This is a genomic window from Kineosporia mesophila (genome assembly GCF_021129235.1).
Taxonomy (GTDB): domain Bacteria; phylum Actinomycetota; class Actinomycetes; order Actinomycetales; family Kineosporiaceae; genus Kineosporia; species Kineosporia mesophila.
Genome location: NZ_JAJOMA010000019.1, coordinates 126,899 through 149,583 on the forward strand (window position 1 = coordinate 126,899; position 22,685 = coordinate 149,583).

The window sequence follows — 22,685 nt, forward strand, 5'->3', positions numbered from 1 at the left end:
GCGAGCACACCTCGCCGAGTGAGGCCGATCGGGGAAGATCCCCTGCCCTTCGAGGAACTGGCCGGGTGCCGACACACCGGCGCAGAGAGCCGTCAGCTCTTCGTCTGATTGGGGTGGCGCGTATGCACATCGACGAGATGGACGACCATCTCCTCGACGTAGAACCAGATGCGCGCGCCGCCGGGCAGTTCATGCTGCCAACGCTCATGCACCTGACCTCCGCGGGTCACGGTGGCCAGTTCCGCCTTCAGTTGATGATTCGTCGGCGAAACAGCCAGCGGCGTCCTGGTGAGAAAATCCCAGGTGTCGACGAGCGAGTTTCTGTTGGTGGCCAGCAGATCCTGCCACCCCTTCTCGGCCTGCCGTGTACCGAACCGGATCTCGTACTCAGCCTTCTTACGGGGCCTGACCACCCCCGAGGCCCTCGCGCTCACTCGTCACGAGGGTTCGCGACCCTCACCGGCTCATCAATCCAGATCAGCTCGTCATCAGGTGTGTAGCCCTGTGCAAGCGCCTCGGCAGTTGATCGCCACTCCCGCAGACTGAGCAGCAGCCGGTCGAAACGCGACACGGCAGCGCAGGCGCGAGCGACATCCACGATTTCCTGGGCGAACTGAAGCCGATCTTCCGGTTTCAGGAATTCCACCCAGGGAAAGGAGACCCTGAGCCGCTCGGCGAAGGGCTGATCGCCCGGAGCCAAGGACGCGGCCACCAGTTGGGCCGCGAGCTCCAGACCTCGACGCTGGAACTCGACCTCACTCGCCTTGAGAAGGACGAAGGGCTCACCGTCACGACGGGTGATCGTGACGGGGCCCCGGTCGGCGGCAGCGAACACCGAGGCTGAGTTACGGGACAGATCGGACGACTGGACCGTCTGAGGATCGACCGCGGAAATGCCCATGGGTCCATACTTCAGAACGCGTTCTGAAGTGTCAAGCTATCGAACCCCAACGGACGGTGGTCGATTTCTTGAGGCATTTAAGCGACAAAGAAAAACGGCCCCTACCCTAGCATTTCGCTAAGGAGAGGCCGAACTTTCATGGTCGGGCTGACAGGATTTGAACCTGCGACCCCCTGACCCCCAGTCAGGTGCGCTACCAAGCTGCGCTACAGCCCGAACTCGCCCGGAGCGGTTACCCGCCCTGAACGCGTAGCTAGCTTAGCGCATCCGCGACCCGCGTTTTGCACGGGTCGCGGATGCCAAGCGTGACCTCTATCGGGCCAGGGCGATGTTGACGAGTTTGGGGGCCCGCACGATGACCTTCACGATCTTCGCGTCGCCCACGGCCTTCTGCACGGCGTCGGAGTCCAGACTCAGGGCCTTCAGGTCGTCCTCCGTGATCGCGGCCGGCACCTGCAGGCGGGCCCGCACCTTGCCGTTGACCTGGACCACACAGGTGACCTCCTCGTCCACAATCAGGGACTTGTCGACCACCGGCCAGGAGCTGGTGGCGACGGAGGGCTCGTGGCCCAGCTTCGCCCAGGAATCATCCGCCGTGAACGGGGCGAAGCAGGACAGGGCCACGACCAAAGCCTCCACGCCCTCACGCACGGCCGGATCGGCCGCACCGGGACCGTTGTCGATGGACTGCTGCAACAGCGTCGTCAGCTCCATCAGACGGGCGATGACGACGTTCTGACGGCCGGCCTCCATCTTCGAGGTGATCTCGTCCAGCAGACGGTGCACACCCCGCCGCACTGCCGCGTCACCGGTGGCGACCGCTGCACCGAGCGAGGAGGCGGGCACGGCCGAGGCCAGGCGCCGCACCCGGTTCAGCCACTTCACCGCGCCGGCGGGCGAGACCGCGGCCCAGTCGATGTCGTCTTCCGGCGGGCCGGCGAAGATCATCGTGACGCGCACAGCATCGGGGCCGTACTGGCCGATCTGCTCCTGCAGGTTGACCAGGTTGCCCAGGCTCTTGCTCATCGCCTTGCCGTCCATGATGACCTGACCCTGGTTGGTCAGGCGCTTGAACGGCTCGACGAAGTGCAGCAGCCCGGCGTCGTGCAGGGCCTTGGTCATGAAGCGCGCGTACAGCAGGTGCAGGTTCGCGTGCTCCTTGCCGCCGATGTAGTGATCGACGGGAAGCCAGCGCTTCACACCCTCGGGGTCGAACGGCCCCTCGGTGTAGTCCGGGTTGGGGAAACGCAAGTAGTACCAGGACGAGTCGACGAACGTGTCCATCGTGTCGGTGTCGCGCTGCGCGGGCTTGCCGCACTTGGGGCAGTCGACCTTCAGCCACTCGGTGGCCGTGCCCAGCGGCGACTGGCTGGCGTCGGGCTTCAGCGAGAAACCGCTCTCCGGCAGGCGAACCGGCAGCTGGTCTTCGGGAACGCCGACCTCGCCGCAGTCTTCGCAGTGGATGATCGGGATCGGCGTGCCCCAGAACCGCTGACGTGACAGCAGCCAGTCGCGCAGGCGGTAGGTGATGGCTCCTTCGCCGACCCCGGACTTCTCCAGGTGGGCGATGATCGCGGGCAGGGCCTCGGCCGACGGGAGCCCGTCGAACTCGCCCGACCCGACCATGGTGCCGCGGGCGGCCGTGGCCACACCGGTGGCCGCCGGGTCGTCCTCACCGGTCTCGACGACCTTGCGCACCGGCAGGTTCATCGCCTTGGCGAAGTCCAGGTCGCGCTGGTCGTGGGCGGGAACGGCCATCAGCGCGCCGGTGCCGTAGTCGGCCAGCACGTAGTCGGACGCGTAGACCGGGATCTGCTCGCCGTTGACCGGGTTGATCGCGTAGGACCCCAGGAAGACACCGGTCTTCGCGCGGTCGGAGGCCATCCGCTCGATCTCGGAGGTACCACCCAGCGCGGCGATATACGTCTCCAGCGCCTCGCGGTGCTCGTCCGTGACCAGCTCACGGGCCAGCGGCGCGTCGGCGGCGACCACGAAGAAGGTCGCGCCGTACAGGGTGTCGGGACGCGTGGTGAACACGCGCACCGGCTCGTCGCGCCCGACGATCCGGAAGTCGACGTGGGCACCGGACGAACGCCCGATCCAGTTGCGCTGCATGGCCAGGATGTCTTCGGGCCACTGGCCCTTCAGCTGGTCCATGTCGTCGAGCAGACGCTGCGCGTAGTCGGTGATGCGGAAGAACCACTGGGTCAGGTTGCGGCGCTCGACGGCGGTGCCGCAGCGCTCACACTTACCCTGGATGACCTGCTCGTTCGCCAGCACCGTGTGGTCTTTCGGGCACCAGTTGACCGGCGAGGCCTTGCGGTAGGCCAGGCCCATGTCGAACAGCTTCAGGAAGATCCACTGGTTCCAGCGGTAGTACTCCGGGTCGGAGGTGTGCAGCCGCGTGCGCCAGTCGAACGAGACGCCCAGACGCTTGAAAGAAGCGGCCTGCACGGCGATGTTGTCGTACGTCCACTGCCGGGGGTGCAGGTCGCGCTTGATCGCCGCGTTCTCGGCCGGCAGCCCGAAGGAGTCCCAGCCGATCGGGTTCAGCGTGTTGTAGCCCCGCAGCCGGTCGAACCGGGCGATGACGTCGCTGATCGAGTACACCTCGGCGTGACCCATGTGCAGGTCGCCGGAGGGGTAGGGGTACATGCTGACGATGTACGAGCGCTTCTCACGACCATCGGCAGGTTCGTCGCGACCGGGCTCGGGCTCCGTGAGGCCGTGCGCCTCGAACGTGTGCCGCTCGTCCCACACCTTGACCCACTGGTCCAGGTCGATCTCGTCGACGGTGTCCCGCCGGTCCTCATGCTCGCTCATGTCGTCCAACATCTGCTTGTAAGGAAAGTTCAGTGGCCACGCAACCAGTCAAGACTAGTGGACCGCCCGCCCCTTCCCAGCTCCCAGCCATCTGCCAGTGACCACGGAGGCCCACCACAGAAACTACACAGCAGGCACATAGATGCCGTTGGTTGGGTTGAGTCGTACCGCACCGCCTCCCCAGCACAGGAGACCCCACCGTGAACACCGAGCAGCAGATTCCCGACCCCGTCACCGACAACGCCGCCTACGTGAGAGCTGTCCATGACAAGGGGCTGGGCTTCGACCTGCGCACCATGTCGCGGCGCAAGATGCTCGGCGGCATCAGTTCGGTGTTCCTGCTCGCCGCCTGCGGGGGCAACAGCGACTCGACGAGCTCGAGCAGCTCGACCACCAGCAGTGGCATCACCGAGATCGAGACCGAGACCAACGGCCCCTACCCCGCCGACGGCACCAACGGCGTCGACGTGCGCACCGAGTCGGGCATCGTGCGCAGCGACATCACCTCGTCGTTCGGCGACTCGACCACCACGGCCGAGGGTGTGCCGCTGACCATCGAGTTCACCATCACCGATCTGACCGGCGCGCCGATCTCCGGCGCGGCCGTGTATGTCTGGCACTGCGACCGGGACGGCAACTACTCGCTCTACACCGAGGGCATCACCGACGAGAACTACCTACGAGGCATCCAGGCGACCGACGCGAACGGCCTGGTCTCGTTCACGAGCATCTACCCCGCCTGCTACACCGGTCGCTGGCCGCACATCCACTTCGAGGTCTACTCGTCGGTCGAGGACGCGACCAGCGGCGAGGGCACGATCCGCAAGACCTCGCAGATGGCGATGCCCGAGGACATCAACGACCTGGTCTACGCCACCGACGGCTACAGCAAGAGCGTCAGCAACCTGAGCCAGGTGACCATCGCCGACGACAACGTGTTCGGCGACGACGACGCGGCGACCGAGATGGCTACCGCGACGGGCAGTGTGAGCAAGGGCTACGTGGCCAAGCTGACCGCGGCGATCGACATCACCGGTCAGGACGATGCGGCTGCGGCACCCGTGGGTGGCGAGGACCAGGGCGGCACTCCCCCGAGCGGCGGTCCCGAGGGCGGCGGCACGCCTCCGAGCGGCGCTCCCCAGCCGACGGCGACCACCAGCGCGAGCTAACCGCCAACCCTTCCGTGATCATGCAAAACCTCCCCCGAGTTCTAGAACTCGGGGCTCGAAAGTTCTAGAACTTCGGGGAGGTTTTGCATGATCACGAAGAGTTTTGGGGGGGACCACAAACTGAAGGACGCCCTGGAGACTCGAGTCTCCAGGGCGTCCTTCAGTTTTCGGTTTACTTCTTCTTGGAACGCTTTTCGCGCGGCCGCACGGACACCTCGATCGGTGTGCCCTCGAACCCGAACGCCTCCCGCAGCCGACGCTCGATGAACCGGCGGTAACCGGCCTCGAAGTAGCCGGAGGTGAAGAGCACGAACCGCGGCGGGCGGGTCGAGACCTGCGAGCCGTACAGGATGCGCGGCTGCTTGCCACCACGCACCGGGTGCGGGTGGGACTGCATGATCTCGGCGAGCAGGGAGTTCAGCTTGCCGGTGGGCACGCGGGTGTCCCACGACTCCAGCGCCGTGTCGAGGGCCGGGGTCAGCCGGTTCACGTGCCACTTCGTGGAGGCGGACACGTTGATGCGGGGCGCCCACTGGATCTGCACGAGGTCGGTCTCGAACTCCCGCTCGAGGAACTTGCGACGCTCCTCGTCCATCAGGTCCCACTTGTTGTAGGCGACGACGAGGGCCCGGCCGGAGTCGACGATCATCGAGATGATGCGCTGGTCCTGCTCGGACAGCGGCTCGGAGGAGTCGAGGAGCACCACGGCCACCTCGGCCTTCTCCAGCGCGGCCTGCGTACGCAGCGAGGCGTAGAAGTCGGCGCCACGGGTCAGGTGCACACGACGGCGGATACCCGCGGTGTCGACGAAACGCCACTGCCGGCCGTTGAGGTCGATGATCTCGTCGACCGGGTCGCGGGTGGTGCCGGCGACCGAGTCGACGACCACGCGGTCTTCCCCGGCGAGCGCGTTAAGCAGGCTGGACTTGCCCACGTTGGGGCGGCCCAGGAGCGCGACGCGGCGCAGCCCACCGACCTGGTCGGGACCGACGGCCGAGACCTCGGGCAGTGCGGCGAGCACGGCGTCGAGAAGGTCACCGCTGCCACGACCGTGCAGTGCGGAGACCGGGTACGGCTCCCCCAGCCCCAGGGACCACAGCGACGAGGCCTCGAGCTCGCCCCGCGTGTCGTCGACCTTGTTGGCCGCGAGGATGACGGGCTTCTTGGTCTTGCGCAGCAGGCGCACCACGGCCTCGTCGGTCGCGGTGGCGCCGACCTGGGCGTCGACCACGAACATCACGGCGTCGGCGAGCTCGATCGCGACCTCGGCCTGCTCGGCCACCCGGCCGGCCAGGCCTTTGGCGTCGCGCTCCCAGCCGCCGGTGTCGACGACCACGAAACGCCGACCGGCCCACTCGGTCTCGTAGCGAACCCGGTCGCGGGTGACACCCGGAACGTCTTCGACCACGGCTTCGCGACGGCCGAGCACGCGGTTGACCAGCGTGGACTTGCCCACGTTGGGCCGCCCGACGATGGCGAGAACCGGGAGCGGGCCCGTGTTCTCCTCACCGAGCGCACCGTCGGCGCCGGCTTCGAGCAGACGCAGGTCGGACTCGGACAGGTCGTACTCGGCCAGCCCGGCCCGCAGAGCGTTGTCCAGGCCAGGAGCCTCGGGTTCTTCAGCCCCGTAGCCGGCCGCCACGTCGATGACGACGGGCTCGGCTTCTTCGTTGGTGGAGCGGTCTTGCTTGGACATCAGGAAACGGCACCAGCCCTGGCGTGTTCGTCGAGGTCGGTGACCGAACCGGTGACGATGCGGGTGATGGCGGCCAGCACGGCATCGACGGTCTGCTCGAAATCGAGCGCCGAGGAGTCCAGGTGCATCACGCCGTCCGCGGCGACCTCGAAATTGGAAACGGTGGAGTCGTCGGAGTCGCGGCGCACGATCTGGTCGCGCGTCGCCTCGACGGACGCGGCGTCGGCGCTGCCGTGCAGCTCCTTGGCCCGCCGCGCGAGTCGCGCCTCCTCGCTCGCGGTGAGCAGGAGACGCACGTCGGCGTCGGGAGCGACGACGGTGGTGATGTCACGGCCCTCGGCGACGCACCCCTGGTGCGTGCCGTTGCGTCCGGCGGTGATCAGGTCGCGCTGACGCTTCAGCATCTCGGCGCGCACGTCGAGGTTGGTCGCGACCTTGGAGACGATCGAGGAGATCCGGGTCTCGCGGATCGCGGCGGAGACGTCGTGACCGGCCACCCGGACTCCGGGAGCAGTCGGGTCGGTGGCCATGGTCAGGTCGAGGTTGCGCACGTGCTCGGCGACCGCGGCCGCGTCGGCCAGATCGATCCCGGCCTCCACCACCGACCAGGTCGCCGCGCGGTACATCGCACCGGTGTCGAGATATTCCAGCCCGAGCCGACGCGCCACCTCACGGGAGACGCTGGACTTGCCGGACCCGGAAGGGCCGTCGACGGCAATCACCAGGGGGCGCGCTTGCGTGGGGACGGACTGCGCGGACACGGTGATACCTCCGGTGATCGGCTGGATTTCGGCGCCGGACTGACCCTCGTGGTCGACGCCGCACAGGTTCGTGACCTTCCTAGGTTAGTCGAGTCCCAGGCCACATCCGACATCGTGCGATCAAAGCCACCCTTACGGAGTGGCCGGATGCCCCGTTTTGCTGGGCCTGTCCTGTGGATCAGCGCCGTAGCGAGGAGGTGCCCGGTGTAGGCGATGCTCCGCAGGACGGGCCCTAGGCCACGACGTGCCAGCCGCGCTCGGTGAGGGCTCTTTCGAGCTCTTCCCGGGCGGCCGGCAGAACCGAGACACTGCCCAGGCCCACGCGGGCGCCGGGTGAGTGCTCGAGGCTGAACTCCTCGACGTTGATCCCGGCCTCGCCGATGTCCTCGAACAGCCTGGCCAGCTGACCGGGCTGGTCCGGAAGCAGCGCGGTGACCACGGCGTAGCGGGTCTGCGGCTGCCCGTGTTTACCCGGAATGCGCCCGCGGCCCTCGCGCCCGTGGTGCACGATCTGCGCGACGGCGGCGCGGGCGCCGACCGCCTCCCCCGCGCCCAGGGCGTCGAGGGCGGCGATCACGGTGTCGAGGTCGGTGCGCAGTTCCTTGAGGACGCCCGCCACCTGCGGTGCGTTGGCCGACAGGATCTGGGCCCACAGCATCGGGTCGCTGTCGGCGATGCGGGTGACGTCACGCAGCCCCTGCCCGGCCAGCCCGACGGCCGGGTCGCTGGCCTTGACCAGGCGGGACGCGACCAGGCTGGCCGCCAGCTGGGGTACGTGCGAGATCAGCGCCACGGCCTCGTCGTGCTCGGCGGCGGGCATGAAGACGGGGGTGGCTCCCAGGGCGACGGCCAGCATCCGCACGGCCTCGGTGCGCTCGTGCGCCTGGCCGGTGGACGACGGGCACACCACCCACGGCCGCCCCAGGAAGAGGTCGGCACGGGCGGCGGTCGGTCCGGAACGTTCCCGGCCGGCCATCGGATGCCCGCCGGCATAGCGCTCGATCCCGCCGGCACCGGCCAGCTCGGCCGCGATACCGCCCTTGACGCTGGCCACATCGGTGACCGTGGCGTTCGGGTGCGCAGCCAGTTCGGCCCGCACCACGGAGGCCGTGACATCGGGCGGGGCCCCGACGACGACGAGCGACACCGGTTCATCACCGGGATCGAGCTCGCCGGCGCCCATGTCACGGGCCAGGGCGAGCGCGGTCGGGGACGGGTCGTGGAGCAGGACCCGCACACCCAGGCCGCGCAGCCCCAGGCCGATGCTCGCGCCGAGCAGGCCGGTGCCGACGATGCGGACGGTTCCGAGGGTCTGCGCCGCCGCTGGATCGACGCTCATGGTGATCCCGGCTCAGCTTCCCGGGATCGGGGGTACGTCCACACGCAGCCTGTCGGTGCCCCGCAGGTACCGGTTGCGGATCTGGTCACGATCCAGCTCGGTCTCGACGTGCGCGACCAGGCGGACCAGCAGCGGCATGGCGCCTTCGACCTGCATTTCCTGGACACAGATCAGAGCCGGGTCGTTCAGCCCGAGCTGACGCGCGGCCAGGGCCGGCGCCACGCTCGACACGTCCTGGGTGGCGGTGAAGATGATGCTGATGATGGAGTCCTGGTCGAGCTTGTTGGCCTCCATCACCTCGGACACCAGCTCGCGGGTGCGCTCGAGAACGTGTTCCCGCTCGTCGACGTCCACCGCGGTCGCCCCCCGGATGGCCCGGACAGCCACAATTTCCTCCTAGAGATCTGCTGCCTGAAAATCGTTGCGGGACAAGAGGATTAGCTACAGCCCAACTGCTTCGAACAGTTTGCTGAGCTCCTCGCCGTGGATCGCACGGGTACGTCCCGAACGCAGGCCCCCCATCTTCACCGGACCGATCTGGATCCGGCAGAGCTGGAGGACGGGGTACCCCACCTCGGCGAGCATGCGCCGGACGATGTGGTTGCGCCCCTCGTGCAGGGTGATCTCGAGTAGCGCCTTACCGGGCCGGGAGTCGACCATCCGGAAGGAGTCGGCCTTGACCGGCCCGTCTTCCAGCTCGACCCCGGCGCGGAGCTTTTTGCCGATGTCCTGCTTCACCGGCCCGGCCACCTCGGCCAGGTACGTCTTCGGCACCTCGTGGCTGGGGTGCGTCAGGCGGTGGGTGAGGTCACCGTCGTTCGTGAGCAGCAGCAGGCCTTCCGTGGCCGTGTCCAGGCGGCCGACGTGGAACAGCCGCTCGTCCAGAGCATTCGGGCGCTGCGACAGGATGTCGCCGACGCAGGGCCGGCCCTCCGGGTCGGACATCGTGGTGACCACGCCCGGAGGCTTGTTCAGCGCCAGGTAGATGAGCGACGTGTCGAGCTGCAGGCGCACGCCGTCGACGTGCACGATCGCCGTCTTCGGGTCGATGCGCACACCGAGCTCGCGCACGGTGGTGCCGTCGACCACCACGCGGCCGGCCTCGATCAGGTCCTCGGACGCGCGGCGCGAGGCGACACCGGCCTGGGCCAGCACCTTCTGCAGCCGGACGCCGTCGGGATCGTGGACGTCTTTCTCGGGCTCTTTCGGCCCACCCGGCATGGTGCGGGAACCGGCCGGGGCACCCGTGCGGTCGCGGCCACCGCGAGCGGTGGTGCGGGCACCGGGCACCTTGGGTTGCTGACCGCGATGGGCGGTCTTGCGGGGCTTGGGGGTCTTGGGGGGAGTCATGAAACACCTGCCGGGAAGTCGTCGAGGGCATCCACCTCGGGCAGGAACGGCGCCAGGGCAGGCAGCGCGTCCAGCGAGGTCAGGCCCAATTTGTGCAAGAAGGTCTGGGTGGTCTGATAAAGCGTCGCGCCGGTCTCGGGATCGTTACCCGAATCCTCGACCAGCCCGCGGGTGACCAGGGTGCGCATCACGGCGTCCACGTTCACCCCACGGATGGCGGACACCCGCGCACGGCTCACCGGCTGGCGGTAGGCCACGATCGCGAGGGTCTCCAGGGCGGCCTGGCTGAGCTTGGAGGTCTGGCCGTCGAGAACGAAGCGCTCCAGCACCGGCGAGAATTCCGCCCGGCTGTACACGCGCCATCCGCCGGCCACCCGGCGCAGCTCGAAGCCCCGGGCATCGTTGTCGTACTCCGCCACGAGCCCGGCCAGCAACTCGGTGACCCGCTCGACCGTGACCCCCATGGCGGCCGCCAGCTGCACCTCTTCGACCGGATGCTCGACCACCATGAGCACCGCCTCGAGGGCCGCGCGGGCACCACCGGGCAGATCGTCCAGGTCAGGAAGATCGCTCACCTCACCCGGGGACTTGCTCTTGTCGCTCGTGACAGGGTCCGGCGCCGGGGTGCTCTTCTCCCCGGGGTCGCCGGGCCGATCCTCGTCACTCACTCGTCCATCATGCCCTGTCCACGCACCCGTCCCGGACCACATGATCGGCACGGCACCTACTCAGCCCTCGACCGGCTCCGGCTCCGCGGTCTTCACCTCAAGGCCTTCGAACTCGTCGACCTCGATCTGCGTCAGCTCGGCGCCGGTCCAGCGCACGGTGAGTTCGCCGAGCGGGGAGACCTGGTCGAAGGCCACCGCGGCCTCGCGGAACAGTTCCAGCAGGGCGAGGAAACGGGCGATCACGACGAGTTTGCCGTCGGCGTCCGAGACCAGGGATCGGAAGCTCGCGGTCTGCACCCGGCGCAGGCGGTCGACGATCAGGGCGGCCTGCTCGCGCACGCTGACGGCCGGATTGTGCAGGTGGTCGAGCGTGACCTTGGGCGGTTCCTTCGGTGTGAGGGCCTTGGCGGCGATCTCGGCGAACTGCAGCGGGGTCAGTCCGAGCACCAGTTCGGGCAGGATCTTCTTGATGTGGTCCTCGATCGGCACGTCACGCGGCGCCCGCCGGGTCTCGGCGGAGATGTGCGCGGCGAGGGTCGAGGCGACGTCCTTGAACGCGCGGTACTGCAGCAGCCGGGCGAACAGCAGGTCGCGAGCCTCCAGCAGGGCCAGGTCGTCGTCGTCCTCGACCTCGGCGGCCGGCAGCAGACGGGCCGCCTTCAGGTCGAGCAGCGTGGCCGCGACCAGCAGGAACTCGCTCACCTCGCCGAGGTCCCAGTTCGCGCCGAGCGCCTTCACGTAGACCAGGAAGTCGTCGGTGACCTGCGCGATCGCGATCTCGGTGACGTCCAGCTTGTGCTTGGAGATCAGGCCGAGCAGCAGGTCGAAGGGACCGTCGAAGTTGTCGAGATGCACCGAGAACCCGGCCGAGCGGCCGGGGAGCACACCGCCGGGGGTGACTTCTTCAGTGCCGATTGAGGACGTCGTGGTCGCCGCGGTCTGCGGGTCACCAGCGGCGCCGGTGGGCTCGGGCGGCGTGGGGACGGTACTGACCGAGCCGTCGTGAGACGCGTCTTCAGTGGGATCGTTCGCCGTGACCGGGTCGGCGCTGACAGCGTCGCCGTGAGCCTCGTCCTTCATCGGGCCGTCTCGCAGATCGATCGTCGGCGAGCCGTCGGTGCTGGTCAGATCGATGATGGGCGCGTCGTGCGCCGTGGGGTCCGGCGGGCGGGGTCGTTCGGACGGGCCCGTGGGGTCAGGCTGCGTCGCCACGGGCGATCAGTTCACGCGCCAGCAGGCGGTAGGCGTAGGCACCGGCGTGCGACGACGCGTAGGTGGTGATCGGCTCAGCCGCGACCGAGGCGTCGGGGAACTTCACGGTGCGGCCGATGACGGTGTGGAAGACCCGGTCGCCGAAGGCCTCGACCACGCGGGACACCACCTCGCGGCTGTGCAGGGTGCGCGGGTCGTACATGGTGGCCAGGATGCCGTCGACCTCGAGGCCGGGGTTCAGCCGGTCTTTCACCTTCTCGATGGTCTCGACCAGCAGGGCGACACCGCGCAGGGCGAAGAACTCGCACTCCAGCGGGATCACCACGCCGTGCGAGGCGGTGAGCGCGTTGATGGTGAGCAGGCCCAGCGACGGCTGGCAGTCGATGAGCACCACGTCGTAGTCGTCGAGCACCGGACGCAAGGCCCGGCTCAGCACGGTCTCCCGGGCCACCTCGCTGACCAGCTGCACCTCGGCGGCGGACAGGTCGATGTTGGCCGGCAGCAGGTCGAGATCCTCGATCTCGGTCTGCCGGATGGCCTCCTTCGCCACCGTGGTGCGGTCCATCAGCACGTTGTAGATCGTGCGGTCGAGCTCGTGCGGGTTGATGCCCAGGCCCACGGAGAGGGCGCCCTGCGGATCGAAGTCGACGAGCAGCACCCGGCGGCCGTACTCGGCGAGCGCCGCCCCGAGATTGATGGTCGACGTGGTCTTGCCGACGCCGCCCTTCTGATTACACATCGCGATGATGCGCGCGGGGCCGTGCGAGGTCAGCGGCGACGGCTCCGGGAACGACGGCATCGGGCGGCCGGTCGGTCCGTCGCCGCCGGAACTCACCAGCAGCAGGCCGTCGCCGCCTCCCCGTTCGACGGCTATGTTCGACAAAGCCGCAGCAGTCGTGTTGTTCGTCACGTCGTCTCCTCGGTAGCGCTCGTCGACGGTTGGGCCGACATCGGGACATGACACCGGGCGAATCGTCGATGTCTATCCTCGCGCGTCGCCGGACTAGACCTGGCGAGGCTAGTCGGCGCGTCGTCTGGTACTCAAGCCAAGTTCCGCGCTATGAGCGTCGGTCAGGCCTGTAGTGCCCTGGGGTGCGCGGCTACATATACCTCACGGAGCGTGTCTGCGGTAACACGGGTGTAGAGCTGTGTGGTCGTGACGGAGGCGTGTCCGAGCAACTCCTGCACCACGCGTACATCTGCGCCTCCCTCCAGCAGGTGTGTGGCGAAGGAGTGCCGCAATGTGTGCGGAGACACTTTGCCGGACAGCTCGGCGCGGTCGGCGGCCCCGGCCAGCACCGCCCAGGCGCTCTGCCGGGACAGCGGCCCACCTCGGGCGTTGAGGAAGATCGCCGGCGATCCCTTGCCCCGCTGGGCCAGCGCCGGGCGGCCCCGCACCAGGTAGGCCTCGACCGCCGTGACGGCGTAGCTTCCGATGGGCACGATGCGTTCCTTGTCGCCCTTGCCGCGCAGCCGGACCAGGCCGGACTGCAGGTCGAGGTCGTCGATGGCGCACCCCACGGCCTCGCTGATGCGGGCGCCGCAGCCGTAGAGCAGTTCCAGGAGTGCCCGATCGCGCAGCCCGGTCGGGGTCTCGGGCGGGCCGGCCGCGGAGAGCACCCGCTCGACGGCGTCGAGGCTGATGGCCTTGGGCAGGCGCTTGGGTGCCGACGGGGGCTGCACCTGCCCGGCCGGGTCGGTGGCGGTGAGGCCTTCCAGCAGCAGGAACCGGTGGAACCCGCGCACCGCCACCACGGTGCGCGCGGCCGAGCTGGCACTGAGGATGGCCGCGCCGTCTTCTCCCGTGCGGATGGCCGCGAGAAAGTTCATCACGTCGGCCTCGGACACCGCCGCCGGGTCGGCCAGTCGGTGGCTGAGCAGGAAATCGACGTAACGGCGCAGGTCACGGCGATAGGCGCCGAGGGTGTTGGTCGCCAGGCCGCGTTCGACGGCGAGGTGGTCGAGATAGCCGGTGAGGGCCTTCTCGACGGCGGTGTTGCCCGCACGGGCTGTCTTGGCGATGGACGGCCGCGCCCCCGGGGCGGACGTCACGGGCGCAGTCAGGCCAGCACCTCGCTCAGGGCGACGAACGGCATGTCGTGCGCCGCGGCGACCGGGGCGTTGGCCACGGCGCCGTCGTAGGTGTTCAGGCCCAGCGCCAGCGCCGGGTCGGCCCGCAGGGCGTCGCGCCAGCCGCGCCCGGCCAGCTCGACGACATACGGAAGAGTGACGTTGGTGAGGGCGTAGGTGCTGGTGTGGGGCACCGCGCCGGGCATGTTGGCCACGCAGTAGAAGACCGAGTCGTGCACCCGGTACGTGGGATCGGCGTGCGTGGTGGCGTGGCTGTCTTCGAAGCAGCCGCCCTGGTCGATCGAGATGTCGACCAGCACACTGCCGGGGCGCATGCCCGCCACCTGCTCGTTGCTGATCAGCCGGGGCGCCTTCGCCCCGGCGACCAGCACGGCACCGATCACCAGGTCGGCGTCGCGGATGGCGGTCTCGACCTCAAGCGAGTTGGACGCCACGGTCTGCAGGTGGCCCTGATAGATGCGGTCCATCTGACGCAGCCGGTTGATGTCGCGGTCGAGCAGCACCACCTCGGCCTGCATGCCCAGGGCGATCGCCGCGGCGTTGGCCCCGGCCACCCCGGCGCCGAGGATGACGACCTTGGCCGCGTACACCCCGGAGACACCACCGAGCAGAACCCCCCGGCCGCCCTCGGCCCGCATCAGCGTGTGCGCGCCGACCTGCGGGGCGAGCCGGCCGGCGACCTCGCTCATCGGGGCCAGCAGCGGCAGCGACCGGTCGGGCAGCTGGACGGTCTCGTAGGCGATGCCCGTGACCTGGCGTTTCAGCAGCTCTTCGGTGAGGGGCCGGTCGGCGGCCAGGTGCAGATAGGTGAACAGCACCTGCCCCGGGCGCATGCGCCCGTACTCGGCCGCGATCGGTTCTTTCACCTTGAGCACCAGCTCGGCCCCGGCCCAGACCTGGTCGGCGGTGGGCAGGATGCGTGCGCCGGCGGCCACGTAGTGGGCGTCGGAGATGGACGAACCCTCACCCGCCGATGCCTCGATGCTGATCTCGTGCCCGGCCCGGACCAGCTCGTGCACCCCGGCCGGCGTGATCGCGACCCGGTACTCATGGTTCTTGATCTCGCGCGGAACCCCGATCCTCACTCGATCAACCGCCTCTCGTCAGCAGATCCGGTCTGGTGATCGACTTCGAGGGCCACTCTAGGACGCACCTCCGACAGTCATGGCGTGACGCGGGGGCATCGGCGCGGCGAGCGCGGCGCACAGCCGCTTCGAGGCGAAACTGTCGGCGGTCTGTGATCTGATCATCGCCATGAGTGCGCGGTTCGTCCCCTACGCGGCCACACCCGGCCGCGCCGTCGTGCAAGTGGTCGCCGACCTCAGCGTGCTGCTGTGGATCGTGCTCTGGTACTACGTCGCCAAGGCCGTGCACGCGGCCCTCTCCGCGATCGCCGGCGTCGGGGCCGACGTGCAGGGTGGCGCCAACGGCATCTCCACCAACCTGAACGGGGCCGGCAAGAGCGCGGGCGGCATCCCGCTCGCCGGCGACGCCCTGGCCAAACCCCTGAACGCCGCGGCCGGCGCGGCCCAAGACATCGCCAACGCCGGTCACGGTCTGGACGAGAAGGCCACCACGCTGGCGATCCTGCTGGCCCTGGCCGTGTCGGTCCCACCGATCCTGGCTCTGGTCGTGCCCTGGCTCCTGCTGCGCCTGCGATTCGCCCGGCGTGCGGGCGCGACGGCCGACCTGGCCCGCAGCTCCGGAGGCCAGGACCTGCTGGCCCTACGAGCCCTGGCCAACCGCCCCACCGCCAAACTCCTGAAGATCACCGACGACCCACTGGAAGGCTGGCGCACGGGCGACCCGGAGGTGGTGGCCCGGCTGGCGGCCCTCGAGCTGAGATCGGCCGGGCTCAAATAGACGCAGATCTCGACGGGGCACAGAAACGGAATCGCCCGATGGCAACGACCACGGGTGTTCTCGATCAGCGCCGTCCGCAGCGCGGGTGCACAGCGCGGGTGCACAGCCCGGGTCCGCAGCTGAAGTCCGCAGCTGGAATCCGCAGCTCAGGGGTTGGGGTTCAGCGGGGTAGTGCGGTGGGGGCGGCGGGTGCCCTCGGCCTCGTTGACCCGGCCGATGACGGCCTGGGCCACCTGGTCGGGGTTGGTCTCGGGCAGCCAGTGGCCGGTGTCCAGCTCGACGAAGCGGTACTCGTTGCGGTGGTTCGCGTCGATGAAGTCGGCCGTGGCCTCGGCGGCGGCCCGGCCCAGGAAGGCGTCCTGGGCGCCCCAGACGTAGGTGACGGGCAGCTTCGCGCGGCCGGCGGGGGTGTCGCGGGAGTAGGCGATGCCGCGGTACCAGTTCACGGCGCCGGTGGCGGCGTGGGGCTGGCGCAGGCGGCGGGCGTCGCGCTTGGCGAACATCTTGGGCAGGCCGGAGCGGATCAGGGTCTGCTCGAACCGTGGGTTGCGCACGGCCGCCTCGGGCAGGACCGGCACCTGGAAAGCGCCCATGTACCAAGACTTCGCGGCCTGGGAACCGCTGCGCAGGGCCTTGCCCATCGCAGCCGGGTGCGGGGTGGAGAGCACGGTGGCGGAACGGAAGCGGTCGGGGTGCTGCCCGGCGAGTGACCAGGCCAGCGCTCCGCCCCAGTCGTGCCCGACCAGGTGAGCACTGCGGTGGCCGACGGCGTCCAGCAGAGCCAGCACGTCGTCCATCAATTCCGCGGTGGCGTACCGACGACGTTGCAGCGGACGCGCCGCCGGCGAATATCCGCGCTGATCGGGCGCGATCGTGCGGATCCCGGCCGAATGCAGCAGCGGCTCCACCTTCAGCCAGCAGGTGGAGGTCTGCGGAAAGCCGTGGAGCAGGATCACCGGTATCCCGTTGTCCGGACCACTGTCACGGACATCGAAGCTGAGACCGGTCCGCGTGTATCGCCGCATGCGCTCAGCGTAGTGCGGCGACCACGATCGAACGCCGACTCGACGGCATCCGTCCCTGGCCCGCCCGGCACTTCGCCCTGGCCATCCATGGCCGGACGGCCTGCGCGTTGTGCACACCTGGTACATCCGGTACCGGATGTACCAGGTGTACACAACGCAGACCTGCCGGCTCATGCTCCGGACGGAGCCGACCTGGACCGAACCCGGCGGCGCGCCCTCCACATCCACGAAGCCACCGGACGGTCCGGTCGCGGGATCAGCGTCGGCTTTTGCCTAAGTGGTCCGAGGGACTCCATCCGGAAATGACCGTGACCACCCATCCGCAGCAATGCGCCGCGGACGAGTGGTCACCGAAAACAGATCCCCCGTGATCAGGCAACCCCCAGCCCTAGGCGCCCGGGGGGTGCCTGATCCCGACACAGGAGCGGGAGGACCTAGCGGATAGGTGCCTACCGGTAGTTACGGTGCGCGGGCCAGGGCGAGTCGGCGGGGCGCAGGCTCTGCCAGCCACCCTCACGCGACGCCACCGCGGCCAGGATGCCGATCACCGCACCCGGGTTGTGGATCTTCCCGGCGAGCACCGCGTCACGGGCCTCGTCGAGGGGGACCCAGCGGGTGGGCATGTTCAGCTCTTCCTCGTCACGCTGGTACCGATCGGCCTCGGGCACCTCGGAGATCCCCCGGGCCAGGTAGACCCGCAGCGCCTCGTTGCTGCCACCGGGCGTGTTGAACCACTCCGCGAGCAGGTCCCACTGTGAGGCCTGAAGGTCGGCCTCCTCCAGCAGTTCCCGGGCGGCCGCCGCGACCGGGTCCTCCCCCGGCACGTCGAGCAGGCCGGCCGGGAGCTCCCACAGTTCCATCTGCACCGGGTGCCGGTACTGACGGATCATCAGGACCCGGTCGGACTCGTCCATGGCCAGCACGGTCACTGCGCCCGGGTGGTCCATCAGCTCGCGGGTGACCTGGCCGCCCTCACCGAGGTCGACCTTCTCCGAGACGATGTCCCAGACCTTGCCGTGATGGATCAGGTCGTGCGAGAGAACCGGTCGCGGGGCGAGGAAGTCCTCGAGGTCGTCGGGCGCGCTCACGCGGTCACCGCCTCGGAATCGGTGTCCGAGTCGGCCTCGGCCGGGGAATCCGCGTCCGCCGCCCGCGGGGTCTCGACGTCGACCAGCAGCTCGGCGCGCTGCCGGTCGACGGCCGCGGCGATGAGCCCGGCGAACAGCGGGTGCGCCCGGTCGGGGCGGGACTTGAACTCGGGGTGCGCCTGGGTGCCCACGTAGTACGGATGCACCTCGCGCGGAAGCTCCACGAACTCGACCAGTGACCGGTCGGGAGACATCCCGGAGAAGGAGAGACCCGCGTCCTGAAGCTGCTTGAGGTAGTTGTTGTTGACCTCGTAGCGGTGCCGGTGACGCTCGGAGACCTTGGCGCTGCCGTAGACGTTCCGCACGATGCTGCCCTCGGCGAGCACGGCCGGGTAGGCACCCAGACGCATGGTGCCGCCCATGTCGCCGTCGCCCGAGACGATGTGCTTCTGCTCGTCCATGGTGGCGATGACCGGGTGCTTCGCGTCCGGCTCGAACTCGGTGCTGCTGGCCCCGGTCAGGCCGGCGACGCTGCGGGCGTACTCGATCACCATCGCCTGGAGGCCGAGACACAGCCCCAGAGTGGGGATCTGGTTCTCGCGGGCGTAGGTCAGGGCGCCGAGCTTGCCCTCGATCCCCCGCACGCCGAAACCACCGGGCACACAGATCGCGTCGACGCCCCGCAGGGCCTTGGCCGCACCCTCACGGGTCTCGCAGGTGTCGGCGGCGACCCAGCGGATGTTGACCTTGGCGTCCTGGTCGAAGCCACCGGCGCGCAGGGCCTCGGTGACCGACAGGTAGGCGTCGGGCAGGTCGATGTACTTTCCCACGAGGGCGAGGTCGATCCGGTGACGCGGCTGGTGCACGCGACGCAGCAGCTCGTTCCAGTCGTCCCACTCGACGTCCCGGAACGACAGGTTCAGGCGGCGCACCACGAAGGCGTCGAGGCCCTCGGAGTGCAGCACCTTGGGGATGTCGTAGATGGACGGCGCATCGGCGCAGGTGACCACTGCCTCGAGGTCGACGTCGCAGGTCAGCGCGATCTTGCGCTTCATGCTCTCGGGGATGTCACGGTCGGAGCGGCAGATCAGCGCATCCGGCTGGATACCGATGTTGCGCAGGGCCGCCACCGAGTGCTGGGTGGGCTTGGTCTTCAGCTCGCCGCTGGGCGCCAGGTAGGGCACCAGGGAGACATGGATGAAGAGGACGTTGTCGCGCCCCACCTCGCGGCGCACCTGACGGGCGGCCTCGAGGAACGGCAGCGACTCGATGTCACCGACGGTGCCACCGATCTCGGTGATGATCACGTCGGCGACGCTGGCCTGGGCCCGCATCCGCGACTTGATCTCGTCGGTGATGTGCGGGATGACCTGCACGGTGTCGCCGAGGTACTCACCGCGGCGCTCCTTGGCGATCACGGACGAGTAGACCTGGCCCGTGGTCACGTTGGCCGACTGGCCGAACTCCACGTCGAGAAAACGCTCGTAGTGCCCGATGTCGAGGTCCGTCTCGGCGCCGTCGTCGGTCACGAAGACCTCGCCGTGCTGGAACGGGTTCATCGTGCCGGGGTCGACATTCAGGTATGGGTCGAGCTTCTGCATCGCGACGCGCAAGCCGCGGGCCCGGAGAAGGTGACCCAGGCTGGAAGCCGACAGCCCCTTGCCGAGAGAAGAGGCGACGCCACCCGTGACGAAGATCTGCTTGGTGTGTTCTGGTATCCGCTGAGCCACGGGCTTTCACGTTATCAGGGTCTGCGGGGACCTGTGGACCCACCCGTCCCGTTCGCCCGGAAGCGAACGGAACTTCCCATAATTCAGGGCGGGATCCAACTCATCCGGACGCGCGGACCAACTGCCGGTATCGATCCGACCAACCCTGCGTGATCTCGTCCTCACCGGGCAGTGACGCCACCCGGACCCGGGCCCGCTGGGCCAGGTCCGCCGCGCGCAGCGGGTCGTTCAGCAGCTCCTTCACCGCGGCCGCGAGCGCCGGGGCCGAACCGGGCTGCACGAGCGCCCCGGCACCGTCCAGCAGGTCGGAGACCCCGCCCACCGCGGTGGCGACCACCGGCACCCCGGCCACCATGGCCTCCTGAACCGCCAGCGGACGCGCCTCCCAGTCGCTGGACAGCGCGAACACGTCGGCCTCCTCCAGCAGCGCGGGCACGTCCTCCCGGCGGCCCAGGAAGACCACGGGGGCGTTGGCGCGGTTGCGATGGCGCTCCAGTTCGTCCAGGAGCTCCAGGTCGCCGTCACCGGCCACGACCCAGCGCACGCCGAGCACGTCGGCCGACAGCAGCGCGGCGGCGTCCACGAGCACGTCCAGGCGCTTCTGCGGGGCGATCCGCGACACGGTGAGCACCAGGGGTCCGCGGCGCGGCTCGAGGCCGTCGTCGAGCCCAACTGGGGACGCGGCTGAGCTCCCCTCGGTCAGTGGCCCGGGGGCCTGCGCCGACACGATCGTCAGCTCCGGGTTCCTCGCGCCCAGCTCCCGGGCCCGCTCGACCAGGTCGGACGAGGCCCCGGTGACCAGGTCGGCCTGCCGGGCCTGGACCTGCTCGGCAAGGGCCTGCACCCGACGCTTGGGACCGCTGCCCAGGACGGCGTTGTGCCAGGTCACGATCACCGGTGGGCGGCGTCGGCCGAGCTTGGCGGCGGCCAGCACCGTCAGCAGCCCGGCCTGGTGGCCGTGCGCGTGCACGACGGTGGCGCCGGCGATGAGACCACGCAGGGTCTCCAGGGCGGTACGCACGTTGTGCCGCCCGGTGGGCCACTCCGGGAACACCCGCACACCCGTCGCGGGCAGCCGGGTGGCTGTCACCGGACTGGTGAACACCGCGACGTCCCAGCCCAGTCCGGCCAGCCCGGACGCCAGCCCGGCCACGTGCCCGGCGACACCGCCGGTGGCCGGTCCGGTGACGAGCAGAACACGATCAGCACTCAAGAGTTGCTCCTCCGCAAGATCCGTTCGGTCAGCATGCCCAGATTCTTGCGATCCAGCACCGCGAGGAGCACACCGAACACAGCTGTCGCCACCGCCCCGGCGAGCACACCGGCTGTCAGACTCCACGTCACCGTCGCGGCCCGCCCGTCGAGCACCAGGTGGGCGACCCCGTGCCCGGCGGCCGCGGCGACCAGGGCGGCGAGCCCCGCCAGCAGCACGAGCCGGCCCAGGCCCTCCGTCGAGGCCGGACCGGCCACCCGGCGCAACGCCAGCACCAGAAGCAGCCCGGCGACACTCATACCGATCGTGTTGCCCCACGCCAGCCCGGTGACGACCGAGGTGACGCGGGTCCCGACCACCGATCCGACGATCACGACGGCCCAGCCCGCGGCGGTCGCGACGGCCGCGGCCCGGCCGCGCTCGCGGGCGTAGAGGGCCCGGCCGATGTGGGCGATCAGCGCGAAGCCGACCAGGCCGGGAGCCATCACGGTCAGTGCCGTACCCATCGAGGCCAGGGCCTCGGAGCTCTTGCCCGACCTGTCGATCGCGGTGAAGAACTCCCCCACCGGCACCGCGGCGCCGGCCAGCACGGCCGTGCCGAACAGCGAGACCAGCACCACGACGCGGGTGCTGGCGGCCGCGGTGGCGGCGAACCCGGCGTGGTCGCCCCGGTTCGCCCGCTCCGCCAGACGCGGGAACGCGCTGGTCGCCAGCGGCACCGCGAGCACGGCGTAGGGCAGCAGGTAGACGGCCTGGGTGTACTGGAAGACGTTGTAGGCGTTCTTCACGTCGTTGTGGTTGGCCAGGAGCAGAACCACGAGCATCGAGGCCTGCTGCGCAAGGAGTGCGGAGATGCCGGCCGCGGCGAGGGCCAGGCCCCGTCGGGCAACGCCCGGCGGGAAGGTCAGGGTGGGACGGATGCGGATACCGGCCTTCCAGGTCGGCACCAGCAGCGGCAGCGTCATCACCGCGACCCCGGCGGTCGTACCCCAGGTCAGCCAGGCCTCGGCCCCTCCGGGGAGAGTGGCCACCTTCTGCTTCGGCACGGTCAGGACGCCGTAGACCTGGTAAGCCACGATCACCACGAGACTCGACAGCAAGGGTGCGGCGGCCGGCCACAAGAAGCGCCGATGAGCCGTCAGGGCGCCGGTCAGCACCACGCCGATGCCGTAGAGGGCCACCTGCGGGGCGAACACGGCGATCATCCGGGCCACGAGATCCCGTTGCCCGTCGATGTTCCCGTTGACCAGCACCTTCGACAACGGCCCGGCCAGCAGCGCGAGTACCGCCGACAGCGGCACCAGCACCACCAGCACCCAGCCGATCAGCGCCGAGACGATCCGGTCGATCTCCGCCCGGTTGCCACGTGTCAGCGGACCGGCCAGCAACGGCACCACAGCGCTCGCCAGCGCACCGCCCGCCACCACCTCGTAGAGCACGTTGGGCAAGAGGTTCGCCGAGGAGTAAGCACTCCCCACGTCGCTCACGCCGACCCCGCTGGAGAACGACAACCATCGCCCGAACCCGACCACCCGAGCCACCACGGTCACGGCGGCGATCAGCGCGGCCGAGGCGAGCAGCCCCCTCCCGACCGATCCGGCCGAGGACGCGGGTGGTGGGGTTCCGGGGGCAGGTGCGGCCGGTGTGGGCGTCAGGTCGTCAGCGCTCACCGCCGCAGCCCTCCCTGGTCGTCGTCATCAAAGCTCATGATTTTGTTCGTGATCATGCAATACCTCCCCGGACTTCTAGAACTCCT

20 protein-coding genes and 1 tRNA gene are annotated in these 22,685 nt (G+C 69.4%); 2 read left to right on the plus strand and 19 right to left on the minus strand.

The features are described 5' to 3' along the window. Positions 1-92 precede the first annotated feature (92 nt). The 4 genes from LR393_RS24780 to leuS all read right to left on the minus strand — a co-directional run bounded on the left by LR393_RS24780 (position 93) and on the right by leuS (position 3,724). The gene (locus LR393_RS24780; protein ID WP_231487104.1) at positions 93-434 is read right to left on the minus strand and encodes a hypothetical protein; all 342 of its coding nucleotides are present in this window, start codon (positions 432-434) and stop codon (positions 93-95) included. Further along, the gene (locus LR393_RS24785) at positions 431-901 is read right to left on the minus strand and encodes a type II toxin-antitoxin system Phd/YefM family antitoxin (RefSeq protein ID WP_231487105.1); all 471 of its coding nucleotides are present in this window, start codon (positions 899-901) and stop codon (positions 431-433) included. Before LR393_RS24785 ends, LR393_RS24780 begins: the two co-directional genes overlap by 4 nt. A 139-nt stretch (positions 902-1,040) precedes the next feature. Next, positions 1,041-1,117: transfer RNA gene (locus LR393_RS24790), tRNA-Pro, on the minus strand. A gap of 96 nt (positions 1,118-1,213) precedes the next feature. Then, positions 1,214-3,724, minus strand: coding sequence for a leucine--tRNA ligase (gene leuS, locus LR393_RS24795; protein WP_231487106.1), 2,511 nt, complete (start codon positions 3,722-3,724; stop codon positions 1,214-1,216). Between the two features lie 200 nt (positions 3,725-3,924). Between leuS and LR393_RS24800 the strand changes: the two genes are divergently transcribed. Then, positions 3,925-4,893 carry an intradiol ring-cleavage dioxygenase gene (locus tag LR393_RS24800; RefSeq protein WP_231487107.1) on the plus strand — a complete coding sequence of 323 codons (969 nt, stop codon included), beginning with the start codon at positions 3,925-3,927 and terminating at the stop codon, positions 4,891-4,893. Between the two features lie 172 nt (positions 4,894-5,065). Here the strand turns inward: LR393_RS24800 and der are convergent, their stop codons facing one another. The 10 genes from der to ald all read right to left on the minus strand — a co-directional run bounded on the left by der (position 5,066) and on the right by ald (position 15,095). Then, positions 5,066-6,589, minus strand: coding sequence for a ribosome biogenesis GTPase Der (gene der, locus LR393_RS24805; protein WP_231487108.1), 1,524 nt, complete (start codon positions 6,587-6,589; stop codon positions 5,066-5,068). Next, on the minus strand, positions 6,589-7,350 hold the full coding sequence (cmk, locus tag LR393_RS24810; RefSeq protein WP_231487109.1) for a (d)CMP kinase: 762 nt from the start codon (positions 7,348-7,350) through the stop codon (positions 6,589-6,591). The genes der and cmk overlap by 1 nt, the downstream gene beginning before the upstream one ends. A gap of 232 nt (positions 7,351-7,582) precedes the next feature. Next, the gene (locus LR393_RS24815; RefSeq protein WP_231487110.1) at positions 7,583-8,689 is read right to left on the minus strand and encodes a prephenate dehydrogenase; all 1,107 of its coding nucleotides are present in this window, start codon (positions 8,687-8,689) and stop codon (positions 7,583-7,585) included. Positions 8,690-8,701: 12 nt separating this feature from the next. Then, positions 8,702-9,076: a chorismate mutase gene (aroH, locus tag LR393_RS24820; protein WP_231487111.1), complete on the minus strand. Its 375-nt coding sequence runs from the start codon at positions 9,074-9,076 to the stop codon at positions 8,702-8,704. 54 nt (positions 9,077-9,130) lie between these two features. Then, positions 9,131-10,039 carry a pseudouridine synthase gene (locus tag LR393_RS24825; protein WP_231487112.1) on the minus strand — a complete coding sequence of 303 codons (909 nt, stop codon included), beginning with the start codon at positions 10,037-10,039 and terminating at the stop codon, positions 9,131-9,133. Beyond that, on the minus strand, positions 10,036-10,707 hold the full coding sequence (gene scpB, locus LR393_RS24830) for an SMC-Scp complex subunit ScpB (RefSeq protein ID WP_231487113.1): 672 nt from the start codon (positions 10,705-10,707) through the stop codon (positions 10,036-10,038). Before scpB ends, LR393_RS24825 begins: the two co-directional genes overlap by 4 nt. A gap of 60 nt (positions 10,708-10,767) precedes the next feature. Next, complete coding sequence (locus LR393_RS24835; protein ID WP_231487114.1) at positions 10,768-11,919, minus strand: segregation and condensation protein A; 1,152 nt, start codon at positions 11,917-11,919, stop codon at positions 10,768-10,770. Continuing rightward, positions 11,903-12,718, minus strand: a complete 816-nt coding sequence (locus LR393_RS24840; protein ID WP_231487134.1) for a ParA family protein — start codon at positions 12,716-12,718, stop codon at positions 11,903-11,905. Before LR393_RS24840 ends, LR393_RS24835 begins: the two co-directional genes overlap by 17 nt. Before the next feature lie 272 nt (positions 12,719-12,990). After that, the gene (gene xerD, locus LR393_RS24845; protein ID WP_231487115.1) at positions 12,991-13,971 is read right to left on the minus strand and encodes a site-specific tyrosine recombinase XerD; all 981 of its coding nucleotides are present in this window, start codon (positions 13,969-13,971) and stop codon (positions 12,991-12,993) included. Positions 13,972-13,979: 8 nt separating this feature from the next. Continuing rightward, positions 13,980-15,095: an alanine dehydrogenase gene (gene ald, locus LR393_RS24850; protein ID WP_231487116.1), complete on the minus strand. Its 1,116-nt coding sequence runs from the start codon at positions 15,093-15,095 to the stop codon at positions 13,980-13,982. A gap of 169 nt (positions 15,096-15,264) precedes the next feature. Here ald and LR393_RS24855 point away from each other — a divergent pair, with 169 nt between their 5' ends. After that, positions 15,265-15,873 (plus strand): hypothetical protein, encoded by a 609-nt coding sequence (locus tag LR393_RS24855; RefSeq protein WP_231487117.1) that lies wholly within the window; start codon positions 15,265-15,267, stop codon positions 15,871-15,873. 146 nt (positions 15,874-16,019) lie between these two features. Here the strand turns inward: LR393_RS24855 and LR393_RS24860 are convergent, their stop codons facing one another. From LR393_RS24860 to murJ, 5 genes are all read right to left on the minus strand, one after another. Next, positions 16,020-16,898 (minus strand): alpha/beta fold hydrolase, encoded by an 879-nt coding sequence (locus tag LR393_RS24860; RefSeq protein ID WP_231487118.1) that lies wholly within the window; start codon positions 16,896-16,898, stop codon positions 16,020-16,022. Positions 16,899-17,347: 449 nt separating this feature from the next. Continuing rightward, positions 17,348-17,986, minus strand: coding sequence for an NUDIX domain-containing protein (locus tag LR393_RS24865; protein ID WP_231487119.1), 639 nt, complete (start codon positions 17,984-17,986; stop codon positions 17,348-17,350). Then, the gene (locus tag LR393_RS24870) at positions 17,983-19,716 is read right to left on the minus strand and encodes a CTP synthase (RefSeq protein ID WP_331282977.1); all 1,734 of its coding nucleotides are present in this window, start codon (positions 19,714-19,716) and stop codon (positions 17,983-17,985) included. Before LR393_RS24870 ends, LR393_RS24865 begins: the two co-directional genes overlap by 4 nt. Before the next feature lie 100 nt (positions 19,717-19,816). After that, positions 19,817-20,929, minus strand: a complete 1,113-nt coding sequence (locus tag LR393_RS24875) for a glycosyltransferase family 4 protein (protein ID WP_231487120.1) — start codon at positions 20,927-20,929, stop codon at positions 19,817-19,819. Beyond that, on the minus strand, positions 20,926-22,599 hold the full coding sequence (gene murJ / locus LR393_RS24880; RefSeq protein WP_231487121.1) for a murein biosynthesis integral membrane protein MurJ: 1,674 nt from the start codon (positions 22,597-22,599) through the stop codon (positions 20,926-20,928). The genes LR393_RS24875 and murJ overlap by 4 nt, the downstream gene beginning before the upstream one ends. Positions 22,600-22,685: the final 86 nt, after the last annotated feature.